Origin of the sequence: Rhizobium tibeticum (assembly GCF_900110205.1) — a bacterium.
Taxonomy (GTDB): domain Bacteria; phylum Pseudomonadota; class Alphaproteobacteria; order Rhizobiales; family Rhizobiaceae; genus Rhizobium; species Rhizobium tibeticum.
Genome location: NZ_FOCV01000015.1, coordinates 1 through 26828, shown reverse-complemented (window position 1 = coordinate 26828; position 26828 = coordinate 1). Strand labels below are relative to the sequence as shown.

The following is a 26828-nucleotide window of genomic DNA, read 5'->3' as shown; positions in this document are numbered from 1 at the left end:
TATCTATTCTAATGCAATAACTGTTTCGAACAAACGTTCTATTTGCTAACTCTTCTCTCGCGTTGCCGGGATCGCTCAGGGAGATGTCATCCCGCGTGCAACATGGGAGGAAGTTCTATGCAGTTTTCAAAAGCCGTCCTGAAAGGGGCGCTGTCCCTTGCAGCCGTCGTGGCGCTCGGCGCATCCACCGTGCTGGCCGCCAATATCGCCGTCGTTGGCGGGAAAACAGACGATGAGTTCTGGAGCCGGATCAAGAAGGGCGTGGATGATGCCCGTCTGGTTGTCGAAAAGAATGGCGGCTCGGTCAGCTACCTCCAGCTTCAAACCTATGACAATCTTGGTCCGGACGCCGCCCAGCTTGTTCGCACTGCGATGAGCCAGGGTGTCACGGGTATCGTTGTGCCGGACTGGGTTCCGGAAGCCGAGGACGAGGCGATCAAGGCTGCGGTCCAGGCGGGGATCAAAGTCATTCTCATGAATGCCGGCAATATTGAAAAGGCGCGTGAATTAGGCGCGATCAACTATGTTGGCTCCGATGAGTATGTGGCAGGCAAGGCAGGCGGTGAATATCTCGGATCGAAAGGCGCAAAAAATGTCATTTGTGTCAACACGGTTCCAGGTGCTGCCAATCAGGAAGCCCGCTGCAAAGGCGTGATCGACGGTATTGCGGCGAAAGGCGGACAGGGCAAGCAGCTTCCCCTTCCTGCGACGAGCTTCGGGGATCAGACCGCGATTGCGGAGGCGGTGAAGGCCACGCTTCTCCAGGACGACAGCATTGACGGTATCATAAACGTCAGCGCGACAGATGCCGATGCAGCTGCAAGCGGGATCAACCAGGCAGGAAAGGTCGGCAAGGTATCGCACGGTACCTTCGATCTTAACGCGTCAGGCTTGGCTCGCATCAAGGATGGCTCGCAGACCTTCGCTATCGATCAGCAGCCGTATCTGCAGTCGATCCTCAGTGTCACGCTGCTGGCGTCGCATCTCGACTACGGAACGAACCTTCCGACTGCGCCGGTCCTCACCGGCCCAGGCATCGTCGACGCATCCAACATCGATGCGACCATGGCCGGCGTCAAAAGCGGCGCCCGATAATCGGTTCTCGTCAAGCTCGACCCGCAGGACCGCTGCGGGTCGAAGACGACGGCACTTCGGTTCGAAGCCTTGTTAGGATTTTGCACATGAACACTCTGTCAATAGGCAACCTTTTGCGGCGCCCCGAGGCGGGCGCGTTCCTCGGGCTCGTCGGGGTGCTTGCGTTCTTCATCGTCTTTGGAAGCACCAAGTTTCTCGAACCGGCCGGAGCGGCGAGCTGGCTGAACGTCGCCGCCAACCTCGGCATCGTCGCCCTGCCGATCGGCCTGTTGATGATCGCGGGTGACCTCGACATTTCGATCGGTGCCATGATCCCCGCAGGATCGATGACCATCGCGATCATCTCCGGCTTCTATGGTCTCCCGATCTGGGTCGGTATGCTCGGCTCCATCGGCATAGGGCTCATAGTGGGCCTGGTGAATGGCTATCTTGTCGTACGAACCGCGGTTCCCTCACTGATTGTCACGCTCGGCACGCTGTTTGCGGTCCAGGGCCTAATGCTCGGCGTATCGGTTCTCGTCACAGGAACGACCAGCGTGCCGCTAACAGCGGATCCCTGGGCGAAGTTCCTCTTCGGTCACTTCCTGTTAGGCTCCTTCCAGGTGATCATCATCTGGTGGATTGCAATCACCGCCCTCTTCGTCTTCTTCATCCATCTGTCTCCCTATGGGAACTGGATCTTCGCGATGGGCGGAGACAGGGTCAGCGCCCGTAACGCCGGAATTCCGACAGCCGGGCTCACGATCATCCTGTTCGTTCTCTCCTCCACGAGCGCGTCGTTCGTAGGCATGTGCCAGGCGATCCTGTTTAACTCGGCTCAGGTCTCGGGAGGCATGACGTTCATCTTCAACGCCATCATCTCGGTGGTCGTCGGCGGCGTCCTTTTGACCGGAGGCTTCGGATCCGTGATCGGCATCTTCTTCGGCACGATCACCTTCGCGGTCGTCAACCAGGGCATCTACTTCACCACCTTCGACCGCAACTGGTCGAGCCTGATCATCGGCGTGATGCTTCTGATTGCCGTACTCATGAACAACACGTTCCGTCACATGGCGCTGACCTACTCGCCCAAGAAGAAGTGAGGACAGGATATGAAAACGCCAATTCTCGAGCTTGAGAACGTCAATAAGTCCTTCGGTCCGATCGACGTCCTGCACAACATCAGGCTGAAGGTTCATCCAGGCGAAGTCCTATGTCTGCTCGGTGACAACGGTGCAGGTAAGTCCACGCTCATCAAGACCTTCGCCGGCGTTTACAAGCCGACGAGCGGCACGGTGAAGTTCGAAGGAAGGGCTCTGACCTTCAACAATCCGCGCGAAGCCGCCGATGTGGGCATTGCGACTGTCCACCAGTTCGGCGGTACCTTCCCGCTTATGAGCATCGGCCGCTCATTCTTCGTCGGCCGGGAACCGACCAAGGGCTTCGGCCCCTTCAAGATCTACGATCGCAAGAAGGCCAACGAGATCGCGGTGAAGGCCGTCCGGGAGTTCGGCATCACGCGCATCGACGACGGAGACCGCCTGATTGGCGGGTTGTCCGGCGGTGAACGACAATCGCTGGCGATCGCACGCGCTGTCCATTTCGGGGCGAGGGTGCTCATTCTCGACGAGCCGACGGCGGCGCTCGGCGTCAAGGAGGCCGCGCACGTTCTGCGCATCGTGCTCGAGGCGCGGCGTCGCGGTCTGGCAGTGATCTTCATCACCCACAACGTCATCCATGCGATGACCGTCGGCGACCACTTCGCCGTCCTGATCAAGGGCGAGAAGGCAGCCGATTTCCGCAAGGGCGAGAAGACTCGAGAGGAGATCACCGACCTCATGGCTGGCGGCGAGGCGATGGCCGAACTTGAAGCCGAGATCGAAGCTCACTCGTCCGCCAATAGCGGACAACCAGTAGCGGTCTGACCGGCCGCCGAACGGACACAACAAGACAACGACATCGGCTCACCCGCCCTCGCGGGTGGGGCTGGCAAGTGCAACCGTTTCACGGGTGAACAGTCATGAAAATCGCGCTCGACCCCTTTATGCATCGCCACCTTTCGCTCGAGCAACTCCCCTCGAAAGTCGCCGAACTCGGCTATGAGTGGATCGAGCTCAGCCCTCGGGCCGACTTCCTCGAGTGGTTCAAGGCGCCGCGGGTGTTCCCGTCCAGGATAAAGTCCTTCAAGAAGGCGCTCTCAGACGCCAACGTCGGTATCGCGTCGCTCCTGCCGATGTATCGTTGGGCGTCCAACGACGAGACTGAGCGGCAGGCGGCGGTCCGGCACTGGAAGCGCGCCATCGAGATCGCCGTCGAACTCGGCGTCGACACGATGAACTCCGAATTCGGTCGGGGACCGCATCCGGACAAGGGCTCCTGCTACTGCTGCCACACCGGATCGATGATCGAGGCGTGCGAGGACGCCTGGTGGCGGTCGATGGAGGAACTCGTTCCGATCTTCGAACGCGAAGGCATCAACCTCCATGTCGAGCCGCATCCGGAAGACTGGTGCGAGACGCTGCAGCCGGCGCTCGACATCATCCGGACAGTCAATTCCAAGAACGTCAAGTTCCTCTATTGCGCGCCGCATACGTTCTACTTCGGTGACGACACCAAGGCGATGCTGCGCGAGGCGAAAGACGTTCTCGCCCACGTCCATGTCGGCGATACCTTCAATCACAAGGCATCATCGGGTCTCCGTTACATCCTCAATCCTCCCGGCACCAATGCCCGCGTTCACCAGCATCTGAACATCGGACAGGGTGAAGTCCCATGGGACGACTTTTTCGGAACGCTCGCCGAGATCGGCTTCGAAGGCATCATGACGTCCTGCGTCTTCGCCTGGGAAGACAAGGCTGACCAGTCCGGCAAGTTCATGTGCACCGAAATGCAGCGCTACGTCGACAAGTACGCAGCGAAGTGACGCCCGAGCTACCTGGCGGCGCACAAGGCGCGCGGCCTCAAGACTTTAATTTCTGGAAGGACGGAAAATGATCAACGGAGAAAGACTGATAGAGCGCCCACTGCGTTGGGGCATGGTTGGCGGCGGCCGGACGGGCCAGGTCGGCTACAAGCACAGGACCGGCGCGCAACGCGACGGTGCCTATCGCCTCGTCTGCGGCGCATTCGATCTCGACGCCGAACGCGGACGCGACTTCGGCACGAAGATCGGCGTTGCTGCCGACCGGTGCTATGCCGACTACAAGGAACTGATCGCAAGGGAGGCCGGTCGCGAGGACGGCGTCGAGGTCGTATCCATCGCGACGCCGAACTTCACCCACTACGAGATCACCAAGGCATGCCTTGAGGCCGGCCTGCACGTCATCTGCGAGAAGCCTCTCTTCTTCACGGTCGAGGAATGTGACGAGGTTGCCCGGCTCGCCGATGAGAAGGGACTGATCGTCGGCGTCACCTATGGCTTCACCGGTCACCCGCTGGTTCATCAGATGGCAGCGATGGTGAAGAAGGGGATGCTCGGCGATATCCGGATCGTCGACCTTCAGTACACGCACGGCTTCAATTCGGGCGACGACGTGGGCGCGGGCGAGGCCGTGAAGTGGCGCACCAACCCGAAGACGGCGGGTCCTACCTTCGTCCTCGGCGATATCGGCACGCATCTCTACTACCTCTCCGAAATCGTACTCCCGCATCTGAAGATCGAGAAGCTGCTTTGCGACCGCAAGGCGTTCATTCCGACCCGCGCGCCGCTCGAAGACCATGCGACCGTCCTGATGCATTACGACAACGGCGCCCGCGGCCGACTCTGGGTGTCCTCGGTCAACGCCGGGAACATGGGCTCGCAACGCTATCGCTTTGTCGGTTCGAAGGCCTCCATAGAATGGTCCGACGCCCATCCAGACCAATTGGTCTACGAGGTCCAGGGCGAGCCGAACCGCATCATGCACCATGGCATGCCATACCTTGAAGAGGAGAGCCTCGCCGTCGACCGGATGGGCGCGCTTCACACCGAAGGATTGGGCGATAGCTGGTCCAACATCTATCTCTGGATCGCGCAGGCGATCGATGCGAAGTGTCGCGGTGACGAGGCCTTCCTGAAGAACCATCACTACCCCGACATTAACGCCGGCACCGAGGGTGTCCGCTGGCTCGAAAACTGCGTCCTCTCGGCTGACGCAGGCGCGGCCTGGGTCGACTTTAAATAACCTGGAATTGGGGGCGCGCGGTTTTCCTCCAACCTACTCCCAAGAGCGCGTCCCCGACACTTCTCCAACAGGAAACCATGCCATGAAACTATCGATCTGCACCGACGTAATGGGCGATCTCCCTTTCACTGAAATGCTCGACAAGTGCGTCAAGCTCGGCGTCGAAGGCATTGAAATGACAGGCGGCGGCTGGTCGCGCGCTCCTCATTTCCGCGCCGACGAGCTGCTGGAGGACAAGGCACTGCTCAAGTCCAAGCTTAAGGAGATCGAGGCTCGCGGTCTTGAGATCGCCGCTCTGAATTGCTCGGCCAATCCGCTTGATCCCGGCGACATGGGCAAGCGTCATCGCAAGGAGATGGAGCAGACCATCCGCCTAGCGGGTGAAATTGGCGTGAAGACGATCGTCACGATGTCGGGGCTCCCCGAGGCTGCCCCTGGTGACACGGTCCCCAATTGGCTTGTCTACACCAAGAGCTGGCCGGACGAGATGCCGGAGCGCGACCGGTACCAGTGGGAAGACCGCGCGTTTCCGCTATGGCATGACCTCGTAAAGCTCGCAAAGGAAGTCGGCGTCGAAAACTATGCGCTCGAGAATTTCTCGGCGATGCTGGTATGGAACCCCGAGACGCTGTTCCGTCTCCGCAACGAGGTCGGGCCAACCGTCGGGATGAACCTCGATCCGTCGCATCTCATGTGGATGGGAGCCGACCCCATCGCTTCTGCACGGGCTCTCGGCTCCGCGATACATCATTGCCATGGCAAGGATACGCGCATCGAGCGCGGTCTGGCGGACGTCAACGGCCTGCTGGAGCTGAAGGACGTCACGGATGTCGCCAATCGCACATGGAACTACGTAGCCGTCGGCGCTGGCCACGACCTGCAATGGTGGAAGGAATTCTTCTCCGTCGTGCGCATGGTCGGATACAACGGCTGGGTCAGCCTCGAGATGGAGGACTTCACCATGTCGACGGAGGCAGGCATCCAGTCCTCGATCGACGCATTGCAGGCGACGATCAGCCGCTGATTGACTGGCGCTGGCGAGAACACGCCAGCGCCTCACTTTTTCCAATCGCTTTCGATGAGGCCTGGCGATGTCCAACCTGATCACAGTCACCTGCGCGCCTTGCTGCTGGGGCGTCGACGACATCTCGAATCCCAATCTCCCTTCCTGGACGAAGGTCCTCGACGAGGCGGCGGCGGCAGGATTCGGCGGACTCGAACTCGGTCCGTACGGTTATATGCCGCTTAACGTCTCCATCATGTCGGAGGCCCTTCGCGAACGGAGACTGGCGATCGTCGCCGGCACGATCTTCGACGATCTCGTTTCGCCGTCGAACCGAGACAATCTCCTCCGGCAGACTGGTGAAATATGCGCGCTGATCACGGCGCTGCCCAGACCCACCACTCACCAGGGACAGCGTTTTCCGGCACCGTTTCTAACGGTGATGGATTGGGGACACGACGAGCGCGACTACGCCGCCGGACATTCCGATCGCGCGCCGCGGCTAGCAGAGGCGGAATGGTCGGGAATGATGAACAACATCAATGCGATCGCAAAACTCGCCCGCGACGAGTTCCGGGTACGAGCGACCATTCACCCCCATGCCGGCGGCTACATCGAGTTCGACGACGAGCTCGCGCGGCTCGTTCACGATCTCGATCCGGACCTCGCGGGCCTTTGCCTGGACACCGGCCATCTTGCCTATGCCGGCATGGATCCCGCAGCAACGCTTCGGAAATACTGGAAGCGCCTCGACTACGTTCACTTCAAGGATATCGATCCGGTGGTTTTCGAAGAGGTGATGGGCGAGCGAATCCGTTTCTTCGAAGCCTGCGCCAAGGGTGTGATGTGTCCGATAGGCAGGGGCAATATCGACTATGTCGCCGTTCGGCGACTGCTGACCGAGACCGGCTACGGCGGCTACATCACGATCGAACAGGAGCGTGATCCGCAAAACGGCGGCTCCATTCTCGACGACCTGGCATCTAGCCGGGCCTTTCTCAAGTCAGTGGGTTTCTGAGGAGCGACATGTCCAAGACATTGGACATTGTCACGATGGGCCGCGCCGGCGTCGATCTCAATGGTGCACAAGTCGGCGGTCGTCTGGAGGACATGGGATCCTTTGAAAAAAATCTGTGGCAGCCCAACCAACATTGCCTGCAAGGCGTAGGATCGAGGAGATTGGGAAGCTTCTCGACGCTACGTGATGGTCGCAACGTTCGGCGTTCCGGACGCCCATCTCTATCAGCTCGTGACGGAATCCTATATGACAGGCTACCTCGTTTCAGATGCACCACCTAGGAGCCTAATGTAGACCATGACCCCGGATCGATTTAGCGAATGTCTGCTCCATATCCGATGGACCCCAATCAACATCGCATCGGCGCTGCAGTGCGAGCTCTCTTGGATCGAAGCGCTAGAAGCCGGGAATGAGGAAGTTCCGGCCGAACTTGCTGCGTGGTTGGAGACGCTGGCGAAGGCACACGAAGCGTTGCCAGCGCCAGCGACTTACCGTGGCAGAAGTTCAAAGCACTGAGCGAGGCTTTAGGAGATCGCGACCGATGCCCGACCGTAGGCTGCCGGCTACAGCTGCGCCTCTACGTGCGATCCAAGCTTTAAGGTGAGCGCCTTCACTCTTCATGAACGCCAGGGCCATCGCTTCTGGCGTTGCCTGGCCGGCGGCGGAAAAAGTTCTCGGCCAAGATCTGCGTCAGACCCCATGCGGCGGACTTCATCGCTGCCGTGTCGTCGATCAGGAGAGCGACATCAGACGCGGATAGCTGCCCTTCGGGTACCCCGAGTTAGTCCACATAAAGAGCCAGGACTTGGGACCGGTCTTGGTCCCATTGAGATAAGGGCCGCGGCCACCGCTCTGTCAGCCCGCAGCGCGAATTTCCGCGAATGCGTGAAGGCAAATAACCAGTTATGTTCAATATGATACGAACGTCTGCGGAACTTACGCGAACGGCAATTCGCCCGAACCATAGCATCCATCATACGCTGCCGCGCATCTCCACACGCGGTTCGATCAGCACGTGTTGGGCATTTTCGCGGCCGTCGATCCGGCTGAGCAGCATCTCGCCGGCTGTCCTGCCAAGTTGGGCGGCGTTTTGATCGACGCTGGTCAAGCCGACAAGCGGTATGGCGGAAGGGGGAGAATTGTCATACCCAATGATGGCGAGGTCTTCGGGCACCCTTACGCCGCTGGTTCTGGCCGCATTGAGCAACGGCACGGCGTCAAGATCCGACCAGACGAAGACTGCGCGGGGTCGATATTGCGACGTAAGGAAGTTCTTGATCGCGCTTCTCCGATCCGCGGCGACGGGCGGAAGCCGAATGATTTTGCCTTCCAGCCCGGCTTGCTTCATTCCCTCCAGGTAGCCCGTCTCGCGCTGAACGGCGACGACCGACGGCGGCGAATCCAGGAGATCATAGCTCAACATGGCTATGTCCCGATGACCTTGACGCAGCGCAGCCTCGACTGCCAGATGGGCACCCTTCCGATCGTCGGAATTGACGGTGTCATACGTTTGCGCATGCGGTTCGTGATGCGCAATGACAACGATCGGGATTTGACGGGCGTAGCGTTCCAAAACCTTGCCTGATATTCGCGGAGCAGTAATCAGGACCCCGTCCATCCGGTTGTCGATCATCGATTCAATCATGGAGGCTTCGATCGAGCTGGCCGAGCGACCGATTCCAATAAGTGATTTATAATTGCTCTCCGACAAGGCGGCGTTCGCGCTCTCGATGACGCCAGCAAGGAACGGATTGGACAGTTCTATCACAAGAACGCCAATCGTGTAGGTGCGGCCGCGCATTCCTCGTGCCGCTACGGACGGACGGTAGTTCAACTTCTCGATCGAGGTTTCGACCTTGTTCCTCAAAACCTCGCTGACGCCGTAGGCGTTGCGCAGCACCTTGGAGACTGCCGCGATGGAAACGCCGGCGTCCTTTGCCACATGGCGGATGGTTATCCTGTCTTGTGACGCGCTAACTGACTGATGTTTCATCATAAACGTCTCTGTCTCCGGATTTCCCGAAACTATAGGCATAAAACTCTTGCGCGGCAATCGTTTGTGTAGAATGATATACATAGAACGATATACACGACGCGTTCTGGTCCCCCACGGGGATGCGGTTGAGGAGGTTTGCATGATGGAGATTGTAATGGACCACGGCGCCGCCGCGGCCAGCGGCCTTGCTGGTTCTGCGTTCCAGTTTTCAGCGTCGATGGTCGCACCGTCTTGCGATGGTGGCCAGGGAACGGCAGGCACGTTTATTTCCCGTGCGTTTTGGCTTGGCGAGGTTCCGGCAGAGGCGACACTGCGCATTTCCGCGCTCGGGCTTTACCGCGCTTTTATCAATGGACACCGCGTGGGGGACGATCTGCTTACGCCTGGTTGGACCTGCTACGACGACCGCATTGCCTATCAGACCTATGACGCCACAGACCTGCTGTGCTCAGGCGACAATCGCATCGAGATCTGGCTGGGCGACGGCTGGTACCGCAGCCAGCTCATGTGGGCCTCCAACCCGATCATCAACTGCTGGGGCGAGAAAACGGCGGCGATTGCAGAGTTGAGCGTCGGCGGGGCACCGTTGTTGAAGACGGATGGGGCCTGGAAGAGCGGCTACACGCCGGTTGCTCGCAATGGCATCTATTTCGGGGAGGACTACGACGCACGCATCGAACCGAAAGACACGCACGGCGTCGAGGTCTTAGCCTTCGATAAAGGGTTGCTCGTTCCTCACGAGACGACGGCGGTCAAGGAGCTTGATGGGCGCTCGCCGACCGCAAGCTGGGCCGAGGCGGATGGCCGAAACGTCTATGATTTTGGCCAGAACGCCGGCGCCTATATTCGCATTCGCGTAAAGGGCGAGGCGGGTGCGCAGGTTCGGGTTGAACATTGTGAAGTGCTCGGACCCGACCGGTTTTTCGACAACCGCAATTATCGAAGCGCGCGGGCCGAACTGGTCTACACGCTGAACGGAGAGGGCGAAGAGCTCTACGCGCCGCTCTTTACCTTCATGGGGTTCCGATATGCGCGCGTCACCTTGACGGGACGGGCTGAATTGGTTGCCATCACCATGGTCCCGATCTCTTCGGTGCCTATGAGCGCGGGCGGTTTCACCTGCGGCGTCGCCGCGGTCAACAAGCTCGTCGAGAACACCATCTGGTCGCAGCGTTCCAATTTCATCGAGGTCCCGACCGACTGCCCGCAGCGTGACGAGCGGCTGGGTTGGACCGGCGATGCCCAGGTTTTTGCCGGCACCGCCTGCTGGCTTGCGAATAGTGAATCCTTTCTTAAAAAATATCTTCGCGATGTGATGCACGACCAGCGTGCTGATGGAGCGATCTCGCATTTTTCGCCAGACCCGACCCGACTTCATCCGATCGACGGACGCGGCGATTGGGCGGGATCGACGGGCTGGGGTGACGCCATCGTCATCATCCCCTGGCAGCTCTATTTGCACTACGGCGACGCCTCGGTTCTCAACGAGTGTTTTCCGGCCATGCTGGGTTGGTTGGACTATCTCTGGGGCATTTCCGACGGCCCGCTCATCCGGCCGCCGGCAGTTTGGGGTGACCGTGGTTTCACCTTCGGCGACTGGCTGCAGCCTGTCGGCGACAATCGCAAGCCGCGCCCGACGGTTGCGGACGATTGTGCAGCGACCCTTTACCATTTTATTTCGACGCAGCTGGCCGCAAAGATCGCCCGCATCCTCGGGAAGGGCGCTGAAGCCATCAGGCTCGATGCGCGAGCAGAGGAAATCCGGGCGGCGTTCAAGCATGAGTTCTTTGCACCATCGGGTCGCATCGCGCACAACGACCAGACCTCCTGGGCCTTGGCGTTCTTGTACGGTCTTGTTGCGCCGGAGTACGAGACGGCCGGTCGCGACTATTTTCGCCGTGTCTCGGAAGAGACCGACGGCGTGATCGGAACCGGCTTCATTGGAACCCCCGCTTTGCTACCGGCGTTCACGCGTCTCGGAATGCTGGATCTTGCGGAGAAGATGTTCCTGAACCGCAAAGTCCCCGGCTGGCTGTACCAGGTGGAGCATGGGGCGACCTCGATTTGGGAGCGGTGGGATGCACTCGCTGACGATGGCACGATCTACGATCCCGACATGAACAGCTACAACCATTATGCCTATGGCGCCGTGTGCCAATGGCTCTTCGAGGACGTGGCTGGCATAAAACCGCTGGAAGATAAGCCCGGCTTCGAGGAAGTGGCATTCGACCCCGCGATTCTTCCCGCTCTCTCGCCCGTTTCGGCGTGGCATGACACGCGCTTCGGACGCATCGAGGCCGGATGGAGCCTGGAGGCTAAAACCGTCACCTGCCGCCTTTCACTGCCGCAAGGCGTGACGGCGCGCCTGAAGGCCACAGAGGACCGCAAGTCGCTGACGGCGGATGGCGGCCTGGTCTCGCCCGGCCAAGAAGTCAGGCTCGGCAAGGGAGAGCATACGATCACCTTTTCCATCTGATACGGTAGCTTGCGGTCCTTGCCCGCAAGCGAGCAGCCCAAATCATTCCGGTCTTCAAGAGGAGGAAACGACTATGAGAATGACGAAGTGCAGCATCCTTGCCGCAACCATCACATCGCTGGCTGCGGGTGTCGCTCACGCCGATGTGACGCTCAGCATCCTGATCGACACAAACCCGGAAACGATCGCCTCGTTCGACGTCGTCTCCAAGGCCTATACCGAAAAGCATCCTGATGTGAGCTTTGACGTGGAGCAGCGTGCTGGCGGCTCGGAAGGTGACAACATCATCAAGACCCGTCTCGCCACCGGCGAAATGGCCGATATCTTCCAGTACAATGGCGGTTCGCTTTTCCAGGCATTGAAGCCGCAATCCACGCTGGCAGACCTTTCTGACCTTCCATCACAGGCCGGCATCCTCGACAGCTTCAAGAAGGTGGTCACCAGCCCCGATGGCCACGTGCGCGGAACGCCGTTTGGTCCTGCCATGGGTGGCGGCATCTTTTACAATCGCAAGATTTATGCCGAACTCGGCCTTACCCCGCCCAAGACATGGGCAGAGTTCATGGCCAACAATGAGAAGATCAAGGCAGCCGGAAAGGTGGCCGTCGCGCAGACCTATGGCACGACCTGGACCTCGCAGCTCTTCGTCCTCGCCGACTACTACAACGTCCAGGCCGAGGTTCCGAATTTTGCCGCCGACTACACCGCCAACAAGCTCAAATATGCCAATACGCCAGCCGCAACGCGCGGTTTCGAGCACCTTGAAGAGGTTGCAAAAGCCGGTCTGCTTAACCCTGACTTCGGCGCCGCGACGTTTGACGACGGCATGCGAATGGTGGCAACCGGTGAGGCGGCCCATTATCCCAACCTGACGTTCGGCATCGGCAACATTCAGCAGAACTTTCCCGACAATCTCAAAGACTTGGGCTTCTTTGCTCAACCCGGCACGGACGCCGCAAAGAATGGGCTGACGGTGTGGATGCCTTCTGCGCTGTATGTCTCGGCAAAGTCGGAGCATGTCGAGGAAGCCAAGAAATTTCTCGACTGGGTTGGCACCAAGGAGGCGTGCGACCTCATGGCCAAGGCTGTTCCTTCCGGCCCGTATCTGGTCAAGGGTTGCGAACTCCCGAAGGATGTTCCGCCAGTCGTTTCCGATATGTTGCCCTATTTCGAAACCGAGGGGCGTGCTGCGCCCGCATTGGAGTTCCTGTCGCCTGTCAAGGGACCGGCACTCGAGCAGATCACGGTTGAAGTGGGAACAGGAATTCGTTCGGCCAAGGACGCGGCAGCTCTCTACGACCAGGACGTCGAGAAGCAGGCCAAGCAGCTCGGCCTGCCCAACTGGTAACCTCCCAGCCGATCCCCACCCGGTGCTGGTCCGGGTGGGGTTTTCAAGGAGACCTCATGGTTACGCGCAAATCGCCTTATCCCTACTGGTTTGTCCTGCCAGCGGCGGTGGTTTTTACCGTTCTCTTTCTGGCGCCGACGATCGCCTCTTTCTGGTTCAGCCTGACGCGGTGGGACCTCTTTTCCACGCAGTTCATCGGTCTGGAAAACTACCGGCAATTTTTCCGTGAGCCGTTTCTGATCCAGGGCCTTATCAACACCGTCATTTATGCCGTGCTGACCTCCGGCACGAAAACGGTTCTGGGCTTGCTCCTGGCAGTGTTGTTGACGTCGGGTCTTTGGGCGCAGGGGTTCCTGCGGACGGTTATTTTCTTCCCGGTCCTCGTGTCGACCATCGGCGTCGGGATCACGTTTTCGGTTTTGATGCACCCGACCCGGGGCCTCATCAACGTGGCCCTTGCTGCCATAGGTATTCACGGTCCGGGTTGGCTGACAGATCCGGCGCTAGCACTCTATTCCATCGTCTTCGTCGATCTTTGGAAGGGCATCGGGCTTGCCACGGTCATCTTCATCGCAGGGCTCGCCTCCATCAGCCCAGATTACTATGAAGCCGCCAGAATCGATGGCGCGACCCCTCGGCAGATGTTCTTCCGCGTCACCGTTCCACTGGTGAAGCCCGCCACCGTTACGGTCATTACGCTGTCGCTGATCGGTGGACTGCGGAGTTTCGATCTGATCTGGGCAATGACGCGTGGTGGGCCAGGCTTTTCCTCCGATGTGCTGGCGAGCGTCATCTACAAGCAGTACCAAGCCGGTTTTTATGGGTTGTCGACAGCCGGAAACGTCATCCTGTTCGTCCTCATAGGGCTAATCGTCTTGCCTCTTACGGTATGGTTCAACCGCAAGGAGGTGGAGCTTTGAAGCGTCGCCAACTTTACACGGGCGTCGTAGCGCTTCTCGCCTGCTGCGTCCTCTTCGTGCTGCCCTTCCTGTTCATCTTCATCACGGCAGCCAAGACAAAGCAGGACGCTGCGTCGCTGATGTTCAGCTTGCCTGTTGAATGGCGCCTCTGGGAAAACTTCCTCGAGGTGCTTCAGGCGCGCAACTACATGTTGTTGCTGGCCTATTTCAATTCAACGGTCATCACGGTGGTCGCTGTCACTCTTCTCGTTCTATTTGGCGCGATGGTGGGATACGTCTTGCAACGCCGCCCTTCGCGTTGGAACGCGGTGATCTATGGCTGCGTTCTTGCGGGCCTGATGATACCGCCCGCGGTTGTGCCCACCATCTGGGTGCTACAGTCGCTTGGTCTTTTCAAGTCGATATCAGGCATGATCCTGATCCAGGTCGCCTATGGTCTGGCATTTACGGTGCTGCTGTTTAGAAGCTTCATCGCGACGATACCGCGCGATCTCGATGAAGCAGCGATTATCGACGGCGCCAAACCGCTGCAGATCTTTTTCCGGGTCGTCCTTCCGCTGCTAAAACCGGTCACGGTGACCGTCGTCGTGGTGCAGTCGATCGCCATCTTCAACGACTTCACCAATCCACTCTACTACCTGCCGGGCCGGGAAAACGTAACGGTGCAGCTCACGCTTTACAATTTCCAGGGACAGTTCCAGACACAGTTCAACCTCTTGTTCATGAACATCCTGCTGGTGACCATTCCGCCCCTCATTGTTTTCGTGTTCTTCAACCGGCAGATCGTGGCAGGCATGACTGCAGGCGCAGTGAAAGGATAAGCCATGACAAGCGTGGTGCTTGAAAATGTCCGCAAGAGCTTCGGCAGCCTGGATGTGATGAAAGGTGTCGATCTGACGGTGGATGCGGGAGAGTTCTGCGTCTTCGTCGGTCCTTCAGGCTGCGGGAAGTCGACTTTGCTGAGGATCATTTCAGGACTTGAAACATCGAGTTCGGGAAAGGTATTCATCGGCGGCAAGGACGTTACCGACGCCGAACCTTCAAAGCGCGGTATCGCCATGGTCTTCCAATCCTATGCGCTCTACCCGCATTTGACGGTTGGCGAAAACATCGGCTTCGGCCTGTCGCTTGCCAAACGTCCCAAGGCGGAGATCGCCGAGAAGGTCAAGCAGACCGCCGACATTCTTCAGCTTTCCCATCTGCTGGATCGAAAACCCAAGGCACTGTCTGGCGGCCAGCGCCAGCGCGTCGCAATCGGTCGGGCCATCATCCGAAATCCAAAAGTCTTCCTGTTCGATGAGCCGCTGTCCAACCTCGACGCTTCTTTGCGCTCGCAGATGCGCATCGAACTCACCGAACTCCACGCCAAGCTCGGCGCGACGATGATCTACGTCACCCACGACCAGGTCGAGGCGATGACCATGGCCGACAAGATCGTCGTCCTCGACGGTGGAAAAATCGAGCAGATCGGAACGCCGATGACACTCTACAACCACCCGGCCACCCCGTTCGTTGCCGGCTTTATCAGTTCGCCCAAAATGAATATTTTCGAGGGGGAGGTGGCCGCAAGGGAAGGATGCCGGACGTATGGCGTCCGCCCTGAGCACATTTCGCTTTCTACGATGGAGGGAAAGTGGCGTGGTGTCGTGCGGCACATCGAAAGGCTCGGTGCAGACACCGTTGTCTATCTTGACGTCCCTGACCTGCCATCGCTGGTCGTTCGCACGGATGGCGATCGCCCGATTTCGATCGGAGAAACGCTGTTTGCGTCACCTTCGAAAGGCAAGGAGCACAGGTTTTCCTGACATGGCGACGAGCGGGCTTGAGACGCGGTCACAGTCGCTCGGTGTTTCGACACGCCTCGACGATCGCGGATCCACGCGAGGGGCAAAGCTTGCCCATGATAAATTCAAGTCAAGAATGACGTTCTGACGGGCGGCTCGCCGCTTGCTGTCGGCACTACCGGGCTCATCAACATCGTTAAAGTGCCCAGTCGGCTTGTAAAGTGGTTTGCTCTGCGATTGACTATGACCTGCGCGTTCAAATTGACGTGAAGAACGTCCACGAGCTACTCGCCGGATGGTCCTTCGAGCGCAGTCCCGCGAAGGGAAAGAGGGCGCGCGACTAGCACGCGTCGAACACTATCTCTCGGAGAACCCTCAAGTGACCCTCCGAAACTTCCAGATCCAATGTCTCGCTGTCTGTTTCTACGCTCTGGGTTGGAACGTGGACGCCGACGTCCGTCAGGCGCTCGACATGCGTTCGGACGCGTTCTGAAAAACCTTTGTCAGCGGCGGTGGGCGCAATCGCGATGATCGTCATGCCAGTGTCGGGCGAGCGGTCTCCGGTCAGGAAGTCCGCACCGTCGATCGACCAGGAGGAGCCAGAAAGGCCGGCGGCAAGAAGTTCGACGATCAGCGCGATGTTGGCGCCCTTGTAGCCGCCGAAGGGGAGAAGCGCGCCCTCGATCGCCTCGCGCGCATCAGTCGTCGGCTGGCCGGATCGATCGACTGCCCACCCTTCCGGAATCTCCTGATGCAGATCGGCCGCGCGTTTCACTCTGACAAAGGCGGTGGCGCTGGATGCCTGGTCGATGACAACAGGGGCCTGGCCGGCGCCCGTCGGCACGCCAAACGCGATCGGGTTCGTGCAGTAGACTCTCTTTCCCGACCCCGCGGTCGTCATGAGGGCGGGGCCGTTGGCGACGGCGATTGACACGATCCCATCGAGCGCAAGTCGCCTGACGTAGTAACCGAGTTCGCCGGCGGTGTAGCTGTTTTTCTGGGAGTACAAGGCCACGCCGAAAGTGGATACCCTCTTACGGAAGTCGTCGTAGGCAAGGTCGAACGGTAGCTGGGCGATGCCGCCATCAGCATCCGCGTGAACGAACGCGGGGAGGACCGGCCATATGCTGGGTCGCGCGTTTCCATTGATGCGGCCAGCCTTTAAGGCCTCCAGGTAATCCATCAAGTGAGGAAATCCGAGATCTTTGTGCCCGAAACGGGCCGCCGAAAGAGTGGCGGTGACGAGCGAAGCCGCCATGGCAGGGCTGGCTCCGCATGCGATGCAGGCGCGGGTCGTAAGCTTTACGGCTTCATCTGCCGAAAGCATTGTCATGGTGTCCTGCATCATAGTGCGAGAGCCGCCTTCCTGCCTTCGTAGAATGCATACGGAGCCTGCCGTGGCGCTGCGCAGTCACCGATCTCGATCATCCGCCGGCCTGTGGGGCGAACCTCTTCAGCGAGCCAATTTGCGGGGAGGTTGGTGGTCGCCAGGACAAGGCAGTCGCCTTCGACGAACTGGGTCTCTCCTGTATTGTGATCGAGCAACGTGACACCATTGCCGTGCCATTCCGTCACGCTGACTTCGAGGTGCCAAGTCACGCCGAGCTTCCTCAGCGCCTTCCGAAGAGGAACATCGGCCGTGGTCCGCAGCAACTCCTTCCCAATCAACGGGTCCGGCGACAGGATGGTGACGGTGTGACCATCTTCAGCGAGTTTCCATGCCGTGCCGCCGCCGCGCCATCCTCCACCTTCGTCCAAAAGCAAGACCCGCTTTCCCGGTCTTGCCTGTCTCGCCATGACCGCCTCGACTGTGAAGACATTTCCTTTCTCAATACCAGGCAGCGCTTCGACGGCGGGCAGCGCCTTCTGAAATCCGGTCTCAGGCGAATAGGAGCCCGTCGCCATGATCACGACGTCGACGCCCAGATCATCGATGTCGGCGGCGTCGACGTAAGTGTTCAATCGTACATCGACCTGGAGCTTGGTGAGCTGCCGGTCGTACCATTCGATCAGATCAAGGATCTGTGCGCGGCGCGGCTGCATGCCGGCGAGCAGGAAGTTGCCGCCCAGCCGACTGGAGGCCTCCGCCAGGATCACATGGTGACCTCGCTCTGCCGAGGCTCGTGCCGCCTCGAGGCCGGCCGGGCCGGCGCCCACGACCAGAAGGCGCTTTGGATCGTTGGTGGGCGTGAAACGGTCGCCGCCCCAAAGATGCTCCCGGCCTGCCGATGGATTGATGAGACAGCTTATCCAATAGTCGCGCGAGCGACGTCCCCAGCACATCTGATTGCAGGATATGCAGCCACGGATGTCCTGCGGACGATCGTCTCCAGCCTTTCGCGCAAGATGGGGATCGGCGATCTGGCCGCGAACGATGGAGACGAGGTCGGACGCCCCTTCGCCAAGGATGGTCTCGGCATTCTCCGGCGTCCTGATGTGGCTCTCCGCTATGACGAGGGCGTGCCTGACCGACAGCTTGATCGTGGCGGCCAGGTCGGCGCCGAGCTTTTCCGGATAGACGAAGGTCGGCATGAGCTTATGGAAGTCGAGATAACCTCCCGAGCCGCATGTGACGTAGTCCACCAGACCAAGCTCGTCGTGCAGCGCGACGATCTCGGCGAGTTCATCACGGGATAGGGCGACGCTATGATCGGGTTCATCGCTGATCGCCAGCCCGATGATGAAGTCGGAACCGCATTCGGCTCTGATCCCTTCCATGATCGCGCGCGAGAACCGCGTACGGTTCTCCAGTGAGCCGCCCCATTTGTCCTCTCTCCGGTTCGACCAGGGCGTCCAGAACTGGTCGACGAGACCTAGGTAGGCCGCCCAGACCTCGACGCCATCGAAACCGGCGTCGCGACAGCGCCTCGCCGCATCGGTGAATCCCCTTATGGTCTCCCAGATCTCGGCCTCGCTCATCGGGTGCGATCCGTCGCTGTCATGGTAGCTCGGAAGACCTGACGGTGACCAGTGGGCATGGTAGGAGTTGTCGGAGTCCCCATGCGCTCCGACATGGTAGAGCTGCTGGATCGCGACGGCGCCGTTGTTCTTGATCGCCGCGGTCACGCGCTTGAAGTGCGGAATGACGGCGTCGTCGCCGGGGCGGAAGTTGCCCCGAGTCAGCACTGCGGCCGGGTGGACGGGCATCGGCTCGACGACGATCATCGCGGCGCCGCCGATCGCTCGCTCTGCATAGTAGGCGACGTGCTGTTCTGTCGGCATCCCGTCACGGGCCATGTTGGCCGTATGCGCCCCGAACACGATACGGTTTCGCAGCGTCCGTCCTCGAAGTCCGACGGGCGAATTCAGACGCGGAAACAGCTTAGACATCGTCTATCCTCGAGATGCGTGCGGTGTAATCACTGTCGGGATCGGCGGTGGACCGTTCTCGCCGACGACCGCCACGTGCCAGACGTCGGTATCGCGGCCGAAGTATAGGGATGGCCGCACATGGAGCTCGTTGTGACGTTCCCCGCGCAGACGATGTTCGGATCGGAGCGGCATCTGCGGCCATTTTCCCTGGAGTTTAGAGCGCCGCGACGAGGGGGTTGGAGCTCCCTTCGGCTTCGCCATGGGAATTCACCATTGCGGTGGCGAGCTGGCGGAACGTGACGACGCCGACCGGCTGGCCGGAGGCTGATACGACGGTCACATCGCCTTCCGGGGCCGAGGCAAGCTTGCGAACAGCCTCTTCGACCGTGGATCCGGCCGCCACCGTCGTCCGGCCTGGCGACGCGCCGGTGGGCCAAGGTTGCATGATCGCTTCGACCTGCACAACACGCCCTCTGTTGACCTCCTTGACGAAGCTCGCCACGTATTCGTCGGCTGGTCGCAGGACGATATCCTGGCTCGTTCCTTGCTGGATGACCTCGCCATCCCGGAGGATGGCAATCTGGTCACCCAGTCGAAGAGCCTCGTCGAGATCGTGGGTGATGAATACGATCGTCTTCTTGATCTCCTTCTGGATATCGAGGAGGACCGTCTGCATGTCCGTTCTGATCAAGGGATCGAGCGCGGAGTAGGCTTCGTCCATCAGCAGCACAGGGGCGTCGTTAGACAGTGCGCGGGCCAGGCCGACGCGCTGCTGCATGCCACCAGAGAGCTGGTTCGGATACTTCTGCTCGAACCCCTTGAGGCCGACGCGCTCCAACCATCTCATGGCGACATCGACTGCCTTGGCGCGATCGATCCCTTGCACTTCGAGACCAAAGACCGTGTTGTCGAGCACGATGCGATGAGGCATGAGCGCGAACTTCTGGAACACCATCGCCGTCTGATGACGGCGGAAGTGTCTGAGCTCGGTCTCGTTCATCGTCACGACGTCAACACCATCGACCAGAACCTCGCCAGCTGTCGGATCGATCAGGCGATTTATGTGACGGATGAGCGTCGATTTTCCCGAGCCGGACAGACCCATGATGACCTGAATGCGGCCCGATGGAATCTCGATGTTGATGTCACGTAAACCCAGCACGTGTCCATGCGCGCGGTTGAGCTCTGACTTTGTCATGCCCTGCTTCACCGCATCGATGTGCTTGGAAGCTTCGGGTCCAAAGACTTTGTAAAGATTTCGGATCTTGATGCCGCCGAAACGATGATCAGCCATGGACGATCTCCCGGTGTTTCTGGAGCCGCTTGCCGTACGCCTGGCTGACTCTGTCGAAGATGATTGCGATGCCCACGATGGCAAGGCCGTTGAAGATGCCCAGTGTGAAGTACTGGTTGGCGATCGCCTTGAGCACCGGCTGGCCGAGACCCTGCACACCGATCATCGACGCAATGACCACCATAGCCAGGGCCATCATGATGGTCTGGTTGATGCCGGCCATGATGGTCGGGAGCGCCAGCGGCAACTGGACCTTGAAGAGCCGTTGGGAGTTGGAGACTCCGAAGGCGTCGGCGGCCTCGAGCACGTCCTTGTCCACGAGCCGGATGCCGAGGTCGGTCAGGCGGATCATCGGTGGGATTGCATAGATGACGACGGCAATCAGTCCTGGCACGCGGCCGATCCCCAGCAACATCACGACCGGAATGAGATAGACGAAGCTAGGCATCGTCTGCATGACGTCGAGAATGGGATTGACGATCCGCTGGACCCGGTCGGAGCGGGCCATCAGGATGCCGATCGGAAGGCCAATCGCGATGGACAGAACAGTGCACACGAAGATCATCGCGACCGTCCGCATCGTGTCTTCCCACATATCGAAATAGCCGATCAGAAGGAGCGTCACCAGACAGCCCAGCACGATCTTGAGACTGCGGCTCGCGAGCCACGCGATCACGAGGATCAGCACCGTTATGATCGGCCACGGCGTCTGCGTCATGAACCGGTCGACGGCAAGCAGGAAGTGCTGCAGAGGGGAGAAGAGGCCTTCGATCGCATCGCCATACGCTCGCGTGAACGCCCGAAAGCCGTCGTCGATCGCCTTCTTGAGATCGCGCAGGCTGTCGTCATTCATATGCGGGAATTTGTAAAACCATTCCATTCGGTTCCCTTTCTCTGAAAGAGCCGTCACACGTCTTTTCAATTTTCTGAGCTCTAAGAGGCGGCGCGCACGGCGCACACCGCCTCAGCACGGAACTAGAGCGAAGCTTCGATCTTCTTCGCCGCGTCCTCCGACACCCACTTCGTCCAGACGTCCTTGTTCTCCTTCAGGAAGTGCTTCGCGCCGTCTTCGCCGCTCGCCTGGTTATCGGTCATCCAGGCCATCAGTTTGTTGACGGTTTCGTTGCTCCAGGCGCGCTTCCCGAGGTAAGCCATAACGTCAGGACCAGCTTTTTCGGCGAAGGGCTTTGCGACGAGCGTCACGATCGTGTCGGTCGGCCAAGCGTTCGGCTTCGGATCTGCGCAATCAGCGACCGTGTTGCAGCGTTTCCACTCGGCGGCGTCGGCAGGAACGCCGGCCTCGAGCTTCACCATCTCATACTTTCCAAGCAAAGCGGTCGGTGCCCAATAGTATCCAACCCAGCCTTCCTTGCGCTCGTAAGCCTTTGCAATCGAACCGTCGAGGCCGGCGGCCGAACCTGTATCAACAAGCTTGAAGCCGGCTTTTTCTGCATCGAAGGCTTTGTAGAGCTGTGAGGTGACAATCGTGCCGCCCCAGCCTTGCGGGCCGTTGTAAATTGCGCCCTTGGACGAATCTTCCGGATCAGGGAACAATTCCGGGTGCTTGAGCATATCGGGGATTGTCTTCAGGTCTTGATGCGCGTCCGCAAGATATTTCGGGATCCACCAACCCTGGATCCCACCATCGGGGAGAGGCGACCCGACCTTGATGATGCGGCCTTCGTCAGTGCCCTTCTTCACGACATCCGGAAGAAGATCGACCCAGGCTTCCGGAGCTATGTCCGGTTCACCCTTCTCGGCCATCGAGGTGATCGTCGGAACGGTATCGCCGACGGTGATTTCAGCCTGGCAGCCATATCCTTCGTTGAGGATGATCTTGTCGAGATTGGAAAGAACCTCGGCGCTCTGCCAGTTCATGCTGGCGATCGTCAGGGAGCCGCAGTCGGCGGCGTTCGCATAAGAGGCCACTCCCAGCAGCCCGAACATCATGCACGTCGATGCCAATAGTTTTTTCATTCTCGTTCCCTTTTTTCTTGCGGCATTTACTTGGCGAGCGGGCTGCCGCGAAAACCCGCCCCACGGCCGTTAGGACGCATCTCCCATACTAACCGATTTCTGGAACGCAGCCGACAATCCCCTTGAGACTGCGTCGTTGAAGCCTGATGCGCGCATCTCCTCGATCGCTGCAGCGGTCGTCCCGCGATAGTCGACAAACGTTCGGACAATGTCGCTCGGACACTCTTCCCGTCGCTCCATGAGGCGGCCCGCACCCTTAAGAACGGTCACCACGGCCCTATGGGCGACTTCGGCGGAAAGCCCCTGGCCCTTGGCATGCTCGATCATCGCCGAGGCCAGTAGAGCGGGGAAAGCCGGTCCGGAGCCACTGAGGCCGGTCAGGTAGTCTATTTGAGATTCGCTGGCGACTTCGTCCTGGGCACCGCATGCCTCGAAGATGGCCCGGACAATCGCGCGATCGTCCTCGCGAACATTGGCAGTCGCCACCCAGGGCGTGTAGGAAAGTCCGACCTTTGCGGCCGCATTGGGAAGCGTACGGACCGCTCTTTCAGTCAGGTGGCTTTTACAAAGAGAAACGAGCCTGATGCCCGCCATGACCGATATGACAAGCTTCCCACTTGCATCGACCTTCAAAGAGCGCCAGTCCTCCGGCCGCACCGAGACAATGATGACGTCGGATCGGTCCGCCAGTTCCTGGTTGTCGGCGGTCCAGAACGCATCCGCAAGGGTTCCAGGCTTTTCGCGGCGGTAGGATAGGGCGAGATCAGATGCTTTGACGACGCCCGCGTCGAGGACTGCACCGGCAATGGCTCCGCCGAGCCAGCCGGCCCCGCCAATCACACCAATACGCAGCGATCTCCTCATTTCAACCTTCCTAGTCCGGCTTGTATCCATGTCTCGCGTAGAAGCGATCCAGTTCGCGTCGTGCGGGTGTTTCGCCGGTGTAGATCGCAATGTATTCCGGAATCCGTTTCATGCGAACTGCGATGGATTCCTTCGACTGCATCGAGATGTATCCGATCTGAACCAAGTACGTCGTACGCGCCCTGACGTCCGCGGAATTTGCCGGAAGGCCGAAGCGTCTGAACATGGTCGCGATTGCTTCCATTCTCGTCCGGTCGGCGTTGTGAACCTCCGCCTGAATTTCTTCGGACTGAAGGGCCCAGCTTCGAACCGCGAACTCGAACTTGCTGTCGAAAAGCATTTGGTCCAGCCAGCAGTCGAAGACGTTGAGCATCGCTTCCGTCAAGCTCTCCGCATAAGCTTCCGACTGCTTGACGATGCCACCGGTGTTCTTGTCCCGCCAACGCGAGACGAGCCCGCTCAATAGTTCCTCCCGGTCCTTGAAGAACCAATAGAAGCTCGTTCTGGAGAGGTTGAGCTTCTTGGCAAGGGGCAGAATCTTCACGGAATCGACGCCAGACTCCAATAGAGAGTCGTAGGCCGCTTCCAGCCACCCGTCTTGTGATCCGCGCCAACCGCTGTCGTTCACACTCTGATCCATGGATGTCTCCTAGCAAATCGTTAAAGCTCGCACAACAAAAATGTACATTGGTGTCAAAAGGAATGACGTCAGTGTTTTGCACAGTTGACACGTGTGTACATTAATGGTTAGCGTCCCGCTGCATACCTCATCGGGAGCCCGGCACATGTCGAACGATCCTCTTCTCCAGCCTTATCAGCTCAAGCATCTCAAACTGCGCAATCGCATCATCGTCACCTCTCATGAGCCGGCCTATCCGGAGGATGGCATGCCCAAGGAGCGATATCGCGCATATACGGTCGAAAGGGCGAAAGGCGGCGTGGCGTTGACGATGACTGCAGGATCGGCCGCAGTTTCGCGAGACAGCCCACCGGTCTTCAACAACCTGCTCGCCTTCAAGGACGAGATCGTTCCGTGGGTCAGGGAAATGACCGATGCCGTGCACGAGCAGGGCGCCGCCATCATGATCCAGCTCACCCATCTTGGCCGGCGTACCCGTTGGGACAAGGGCGACTGGCTGCCGGTCGTCGCTCCGTCCCACCATCGCGAAGCGTCGCACAGGGCGTTTCCGAAGAAGATCGAAGACTGGGATATCGAACGCATCATAAAGGACTTCGCTGACGCGGCCGAACGCATGAAGGCCGGTGGCATGGACGGCATCGAACTTGAGGCTTACGGCCATCTGATCGATCAGTTCACGTCTCCGCTCACCAACGAACTCGACGGTCCGTACGGCGGATCGATCGAGAACCGCATGCGCTTCTGTCTCGACGTCTTCAAGGCGATACGGGAGAGGGTCGGCGACGAATTCATTCTGGGCGTCCGCTATACCGCTGATGAATGTCTTCCGGGCGGCACGGGAAAGGCGGAAGGCATCGAGATATCGAAGCGCCTGCGCGACAGCGGTCTGATCGACTACCTCAACGTCATCCGCGGTCATATCGACACCGATGCGGGTCTCACAGACGTTATTCCCATCCAGGGCATGGCCAACTCGCCGCATCTCGATTTCGCTGGAGAGATTCGCGCGGCGACGAATTTTCCGACGTTCCACGCGGCCAAGATTCCCGATGTAGCGACCGCCCGTCATGCGATCGCGGCGGGGAAGGTGGACATGGTGGGGATGACGCGAGCCCACATGACGGACCCGCACATTGTCCGTAAGATTATCGAGAAGCGCGAAGAGGACATCCGCCCGTGCGTCGGGGCGAACTACTGTCTGGACCGCATCTACCAAGGCGGCATGGCGTTCTGCATTCATAATGCGGCGACCGGCCGCGAGCAGACGATGCCCCACATTGTCCAGAAGGCGGAGGTCCGCAAGAAGGTCGTGATCGTCGGCGCGGGCCCGGCCGGTCTTGAAGCTGCACGCGTGGCGGCCGAGCGCGGCCATGAGGTCGTCGTCTTCGAGGCCGCGAACAATGCGGGCGGACAGATCAGGCTGACGGCGCAAAGCGAGCGTCGCAGGGAGATGATCAGCATCATCGATTGGCGCATGAGCCAGTGCGAAAAGCTCGGCGTCACTTTCCAATTCAACACCTGGGCCGAGGGCGACACGATCACCGCGGAAAATCCCGACGTCGTCATCATCGCGACAGGCGGTCTCCCTCACACCGACGTGCTGTCGAAAGGGAACGAACTCGTCGTTTCCTCGTGGGACATCATCTCCGGCGATGTTAAGCCCGGATCGAACGTCCTCGTCTTCGACGACGCCGGCGACCACGCAGGTCTTCAGGCGGCCGAATTCTTGGCCAAGGCGGGCGCGAAGGTCGAGATCATGACGCCCGACCGATCGTTCGCTCCTGAAGTCATGGCGATGAACCTGGTACCCTACATGCGTTCGCTGCAGAAGCTCGACGTGACATTCACTGTCACGTTCCGCCTGGAATCGGCGCAAAAGAGCGACAACCAGATCGTCGCCAAGGTGGGTAGCGACTACGGCGGCGTTGCCAAGGAGCGTGTCGTCGACCAGATCGTGGTCAATCATGGCACGATTCCGCTGGACGAGTTATACTTCGAACTCAAGCCTCTCTCGAAAAATCTTGGCGAGACGTCGTACGACCAGCTCCTCTCGGGCGAGCCGCAGTCGGTTGTCCGCAATCCCGATGGGCAGTTCCAGCTGTTCCGGATCGGCGACGCGGTCGCAGCCCGCAACACCCATGCTGCGATCTACGATGGGCTCAGAATCGCGAAGGATCTTTGATCTGATCGGCCGGTCCCTTCGGGCGACTGTCCCTCTTAGGCAGAACACAGCATGATTGAAAGAAGCGCGCACCTTCAGCTTTTCATCGATGCGGCCTTCGCGGCCTTCGACAGGCAGGTCGAGGACCCCGACGGTCGCCGCTCGATCCTCGAAATCTTCGGTCTACTGCAGCGCGAGGGCGTTGAGAGGCCCGGGACCGGCAGCCGGCTGCCCGTCTGCGAATGGCTACCCGAGGCATTGGCTCTGAAGGTCGACGACCCTTTGCTGCAGCGGATGCTTGGACGCTTTAAGTCCTTCGAGCCGCGCCTTGAATGGAGGCGCCGCAGCAAATACGACGGCAATGCGAGTGAGAACTTCGTCGATGGCCACGCCAACGCAATGATCGTCGGCCCCGGCGGGCTGGAGGACCGCGACGACGTGTGGCTGGGCGTCACTCTGATGGCGCCGGGCGTGCGCTATCCGGACCACGATCACGCTCCGGAAGAAACATATCTCGTTTTATCCGACGGCGAGTTCCGACAGGGGGACAGTGCCTGGTTTGCACCGGGAAAAGGAGGAACCTTCTACAATCGCCCGAACATCAAACACGCCATGCGATCCTTAAACACACCGCTCTTCGCCTTCTGGGCGTTATGCGCTTAGGACCAGTTCCCGAGGCAACAGGAAATACAAAAAAGGGGTTCCCATGAAAATTCTCGTCCCCGTGAAGCGGGTGGTTGACTACAACGTGAAGATCCGCGTGAAGCCGGATGGCACAGGCGTCGAGCTCGCGAATGT

23 protein-coding genes and 2 pseudogenes are annotated in these 26828 nt (G+C 59.6%); 16 read left to right on the top strand and 9 right to left on the bottom strand.

What is annotated here, in order from left to right:
* Positions 1-117: 117 nt before the first annotated feature.
* The 8 genes from BSG20_RS17510 (at position 118) to BSG20_RS37505 (ending at position 7774) form a co-directional block, all read left to right on the top strand.
* Positions 118-1095: a substrate-binding domain-containing protein gene (locus BSG20_RS17510; protein WP_072377483.1), complete on the top strand. Its 978-nt coding sequence runs from the start codon at positions 118-120 to the stop codon at positions 1093-1095.
* 86 nt (positions 1096-1181) lie between these two features.
* Complete coding sequence (locus tag BSG20_RS17505; protein ID WP_072377485.1) at positions 1182-2177, top strand: ABC transporter permease; 996 nt, start codon at positions 1182-1184, stop codon at positions 2175-2177.
* Between the two features lie 9 nt (positions 2178-2186).
* Positions 2187-2999 (top strand): ATP-binding cassette domain-containing protein, encoded by an 813-nt coding sequence (locus BSG20_RS17500; protein ID WP_072377487.1) that lies wholly within the window; start codon positions 2187-2189, stop codon positions 2997-2999.
* 95 nt (positions 3000-3094) lie between these two features.
* Positions 3095-3997, top strand: coding sequence for a sugar phosphate isomerase/epimerase family protein (locus tag BSG20_RS17495; protein WP_072377489.1), 903 nt, complete (start codon positions 3095-3097; stop codon positions 3995-3997).
* A gap of 67 nt (positions 3998-4064) precedes the next feature.
* The gene (locus BSG20_RS17490) at positions 4065-5237 is read left to right on the top strand and encodes a Gfo/Idh/MocA family protein (RefSeq protein ID WP_072377491.1); all 1173 of its coding nucleotides are present in this window, start codon (positions 4065-4067) and stop codon (positions 5235-5237) included.
* An 82-nt stretch (positions 5238-5319) separates the two neighbouring features.
* Positions 5320-6261, top strand: coding sequence for a sugar phosphate isomerase/epimerase family protein (locus BSG20_RS17485; RefSeq protein WP_072377493.1), 942 nt, complete (start codon positions 5320-5322; stop codon positions 6259-6261).
* Positions 6262-6328: 67 nt separating this feature from the next.
* Positions 6329-7258: a TIM barrel protein gene (locus tag BSG20_RS17480; protein ID WP_072377495.1), complete on the top strand. Its 930-nt coding sequence runs from the start codon at positions 6329-6331 to the stop codon at positions 7256-7258.
* Between the two features lie 297 nt (positions 7259-7555).
* Positions 7556-7774 (top strand): hypothetical protein, encoded by a 219-nt coding sequence (locus BSG20_RS37505; RefSeq protein ID WP_037119081.1) that lies wholly within the window; start codon positions 7556-7558, stop codon positions 7772-7774.
* A 457-nt stretch (positions 7775-8231) separates the two neighbouring features.
* Here the strand turns inward: BSG20_RS37505 and BSG20_RS17470 are convergent, their stop codons facing one another.
* On the bottom strand, positions 8232-9251 hold the full coding sequence (locus BSG20_RS17470; RefSeq protein ID WP_072377549.1) for a LacI family DNA-binding transcriptional regulator: 1020 nt from the start codon (positions 9249-9251) through the stop codon (positions 8232-8234).
* Positions 9252-9396: 145 nt separating this feature from the next.
* Between BSG20_RS17470 and BSG20_RS17465 the strand changes: the two genes are divergently transcribed.
* From BSG20_RS17465 to BSG20_RS17445, 5 genes are all read left to right on the top strand, one after another.
* Positions 9397-11730 carry an alpha-L-rhamnosidase gene (locus BSG20_RS17465; protein WP_072377551.1) on the top strand — a complete coding sequence of 778 codons (2334 nt, stop codon included), beginning with the start codon at positions 9397-9399 and terminating at the stop codon, positions 11728-11730.
* A gap of 73 nt (positions 11731-11803) precedes the next feature.
* Positions 11804-13078 carry an ABC transporter substrate-binding protein gene (locus tag BSG20_RS17460; protein WP_072377497.1) on the top strand — a complete coding sequence of 425 codons (1275 nt, stop codon included), beginning with the start codon at positions 11804-11806 and terminating at the stop codon, positions 13076-13078.
* Positions 13079-13134: 56 nt separating this feature from the next.
* Positions 13135-13998, top strand: a complete 864-nt coding sequence (locus BSG20_RS17455; protein WP_072377500.1) for a carbohydrate ABC transporter permease — start codon at positions 13135-13137, stop codon at positions 13996-13998.
* Entirely contained in the window at positions 13968-14819 is an 852-nt protein-coding gene (locus tag BSG20_RS17450) for a carbohydrate ABC transporter permease (protein ID WP_208610996.1), read from the top strand. Before BSG20_RS17455 ends, BSG20_RS17450 begins: the two co-directional genes overlap by 31 nt.
* 3 nt (positions 14820-14822) lie before the next feature.
* Positions 14823-15803, top strand: a complete 981-nt coding sequence (locus BSG20_RS17445; protein WP_072377504.1) for an ABC transporter ATP-binding protein — start codon at positions 14823-14825, stop codon at positions 15801-15803.
* A 319-nt stretch (positions 15804-16122) separates the two neighbouring features.
* Here BSG20_RS17445 and BSG20_RS17440 read toward each other — a convergent pair whose 3' ends face one another.
* From BSG20_RS17440 to BSG20_RS17410, 8 genes and pseudogenes are all read right to left on the bottom strand, one after another.
* Positions 16123-17115: an Ldh family oxidoreductase gene (locus tag BSG20_RS17440; RefSeq protein ID WP_244541359.1), complete on the bottom strand. Its 993-nt coding sequence runs from the start codon at positions 17113-17115 to the stop codon at positions 16123-16125.
* 11 nt (positions 17116-17126) lie between these two features.
* Positions 17127-19112 carry an oxidoreductase gene (locus tag BSG20_RS17435; RefSeq protein ID WP_072377508.1) on the bottom strand — a complete coding sequence of 662 codons (1986 nt, stop codon included), beginning with the start codon at positions 19110-19112 and terminating at the stop codon, positions 17127-17129.
* A 36-nt stretch (positions 19113-19148) separates the two neighbouring features.
* Positions 19149-19286: pseudogene (locus tag BSG20_RS37500) on the bottom strand (DUF3422 domain-containing protein); the annotation flags it as partial.
* 22 nt (positions 19287-19308) lie between these two features.
* Entirely contained in the window at positions 19309-20388 is a 1080-nt protein-coding gene (locus tag BSG20_RS17430) for a quaternary amine ABC transporter ATP-binding protein (RefSeq protein ID WP_072377510.1), read from the bottom strand.
* A complete protein-coding gene (locus BSG20_RS17425; RefSeq protein ID WP_072377512.1) occupies positions 20381-21268 on the bottom strand; it encodes an ABC transporter permease in 888 nt (295 codons plus the stop codon). The genes BSG20_RS17430 and BSG20_RS17425 overlap by 8 nt, the downstream gene beginning before the upstream one ends.
* 95 nt (positions 21269-21363) lie before the next feature.
* Positions 21364-22365 (bottom strand): ABC transporter substrate-binding protein, encoded by a 1002-nt coding sequence (locus BSG20_RS17420; protein WP_072377514.1) that lies wholly within the window; start codon positions 22363-22365, stop codon positions 21364-21366.
* Positions 22366-22434: 69 nt separating this feature from the next.
* The gene (locus BSG20_RS17415) at positions 22435-23229 is read right to left on the bottom strand and encodes a pyrroline-5-carboxylate reductase family protein (RefSeq protein ID WP_072377516.1); all 795 of its coding nucleotides are present in this window, start codon (positions 23227-23229) and stop codon (positions 22435-22437) included.
* A gap of 10 nt (positions 23230-23239) precedes the next feature.
* Positions 23240-23869, bottom strand: a complete 630-nt coding sequence (locus BSG20_RS17410) for a TetR/AcrR family transcriptional regulator (protein WP_072377518.1) — start codon at positions 23867-23869, stop codon at positions 23240-23242.
* A gap of 145 nt (positions 23870-24014) precedes the next feature.
* Between BSG20_RS17410 and BSG20_RS17405 the strand changes: the two genes are divergently transcribed.
* From BSG20_RS17405 to BSG20_RS35640, 3 genes and pseudogenes are all read left to right on the top strand, one after another.
* Positions 24015-26051 (top strand): NADH:flavin oxidoreductase, encoded by a 2037-nt coding sequence (locus BSG20_RS17405; protein ID WP_072377520.1) that lies wholly within the window; start codon positions 24015-24017, stop codon positions 26049-26051.
* A 51-nt stretch (positions 26052-26102) separates the two neighbouring features.
* Complete coding sequence (locus BSG20_RS17400) at positions 26103-26693, top strand: dimethylsulfoniopropionate lyase (RefSeq protein ID WP_072377522.1); 591 nt, start codon at positions 26103-26105, stop codon at positions 26691-26693.
* A gap of 43 nt (positions 26694-26736) precedes the next feature.
* Positions 26737-26828, top strand: a pseudogene (locus BSG20_RS35640) (electron transfer flavoprotein subunit beta/FixA family protein); the annotation flags it as partial.

Coding starts and splice junctions, on each gene's coding strand:
- BSG20_RS17485 (WP_072377493.1), top strand. CDS start 5,320: ATGAAACTATCGATCTGCACCGACGTAATGGGCGATCTCCCTTTCACT.
- BSG20_RS37505 (WP_037119081.1), top strand. CDS start 7,556: ATGACCCCGGATCGATTTAGCGAATGTCTGCTCCATATCCGATGGACC.
- BSG20_RS17425 (WP_072377512.1), bottom strand. CDS start 21,268: ATGGAATGGTTTTACAAATTCCCGCATATGAATGACGACAGCCTGCGC.
- BSG20_RS17495 (WP_072377489.1), top strand. CDS start 3,095: ATGAAAATCGCGCTCGACCCCTTTATGCATCGCCACCTTTCGCTCGAG.
- BSG20_RS17510 (WP_072377483.1), top strand. CDS start 118: ATGCAGTTTTCAAAAGCCGTCCTGAAAGGGGCGCTGTCCCTTGCAGCC.
- BSG20_RS17420 (WP_072377514.1), bottom strand. CDS start 22,365: ATGAAAAAACTATTGGCATCGACGTGCATGATGTTCGGGCTGCTGGGA.
- BSG20_RS17405 (WP_072377520.1), top strand. CDS start 24,015: ATGTCGAACGATCCTCTTCTCCAGCCTTATCAGCTCAAGCATCTCAAA.
- BSG20_RS17435 (WP_072377508.1), bottom strand. CDS start 19,112: ATGTCTAAGCTGTTTCCGCGTCTGAATTCGCCCGTCGGACTTCGAGGA.
- BSG20_RS17450 (WP_208610996.1), top strand. CDS start 13,968: ATGGTTCAACCGCAAGGAGGTGGAGCTTTGAAGCGTCGCCAACTTTAC.
- BSG20_RS17490 (WP_072377491.1), top strand. CDS start 4,065: ATGATCAACGGAGAAAGACTGATAGAGCGCCCACTGCGTTGGGGCATG.
- BSG20_RS17480 (WP_072377495.1), top strand. CDS start 6,329: ATGTCCAACCTGATCACAGTCACCTGCGCGCCTTGCTGCTGGGGCGTC.
- BSG20_RS17505 (WP_072377485.1), top strand. CDS start 1,182: ATGAACACTCTGTCAATAGGCAACCTTTTGCGGCGCCCCGAGGCGGGC.
- BSG20_RS17500 (WP_072377487.1), top strand. CDS start 2,187: ATGAAAACGCCAATTCTCGAGCTTGAGAACGTCAATAAGTCCTTCGGT.
- BSG20_RS17445 (WP_072377504.1), top strand. CDS start 14,823: ATGACAAGCGTGGTGCTTGAAAATGTCCGCAAGAGCTTCGGCAGCCTG.
- BSG20_RS17400 (WP_072377522.1), top strand. CDS start 26,103: ATGATTGAAAGAAGCGCGCACCTTCAGCTTTTCATCGATGCGGCCTTC.
- BSG20_RS17455 (WP_072377500.1), top strand. CDS start 13,135: ATGGTTACGCGCAAATCGCCTTATCCCTACTGGTTTGTCCTGCCAGCG.
- BSG20_RS17470 (WP_072377549.1), bottom strand. CDS start 9,251: ATGAAACATCAGTCAGTTAGCGCGTCACAAGACAGGATAACCATCCGC.
- BSG20_RS17465 (WP_072377551.1), top strand. CDS start 9,397: ATGGAGATTGTAATGGACCACGGCGCCGCCGCGGCCAGCGGCCTTGCT.
- BSG20_RS17410 (WP_072377518.1), bottom strand. CDS start 23,869: ATGGATCAGAGTGTGAACGACAGCGGTTGGCGCGGATCACAAGACGGG.
- BSG20_RS17460 (WP_072377497.1), top strand. CDS start 11,804: ATGAGAATGACGAAGTGCAGCATCCTTGCCGCAACCATCACATCGCTG.
- BSG20_RS17415 (WP_072377516.1), bottom strand. CDS start 23,229: ATGAGGAGATCGCTGCGTATTGGTGTGATTGGCGGGGCCGGCTGGCTC.
- BSG20_RS17440 (WP_244541359.1), bottom strand. CDS start 17,115: ATGACAATGCTTTCGGCAGATGAAGCCGTAAAGCTTACGACCCGCGCC.
- BSG20_RS17430 (WP_072377510.1), bottom strand. CDS start 20,388: ATGGCTGATCATCGTTTCGGCGGCATCAAGATCCGAAATCTTTACAAA.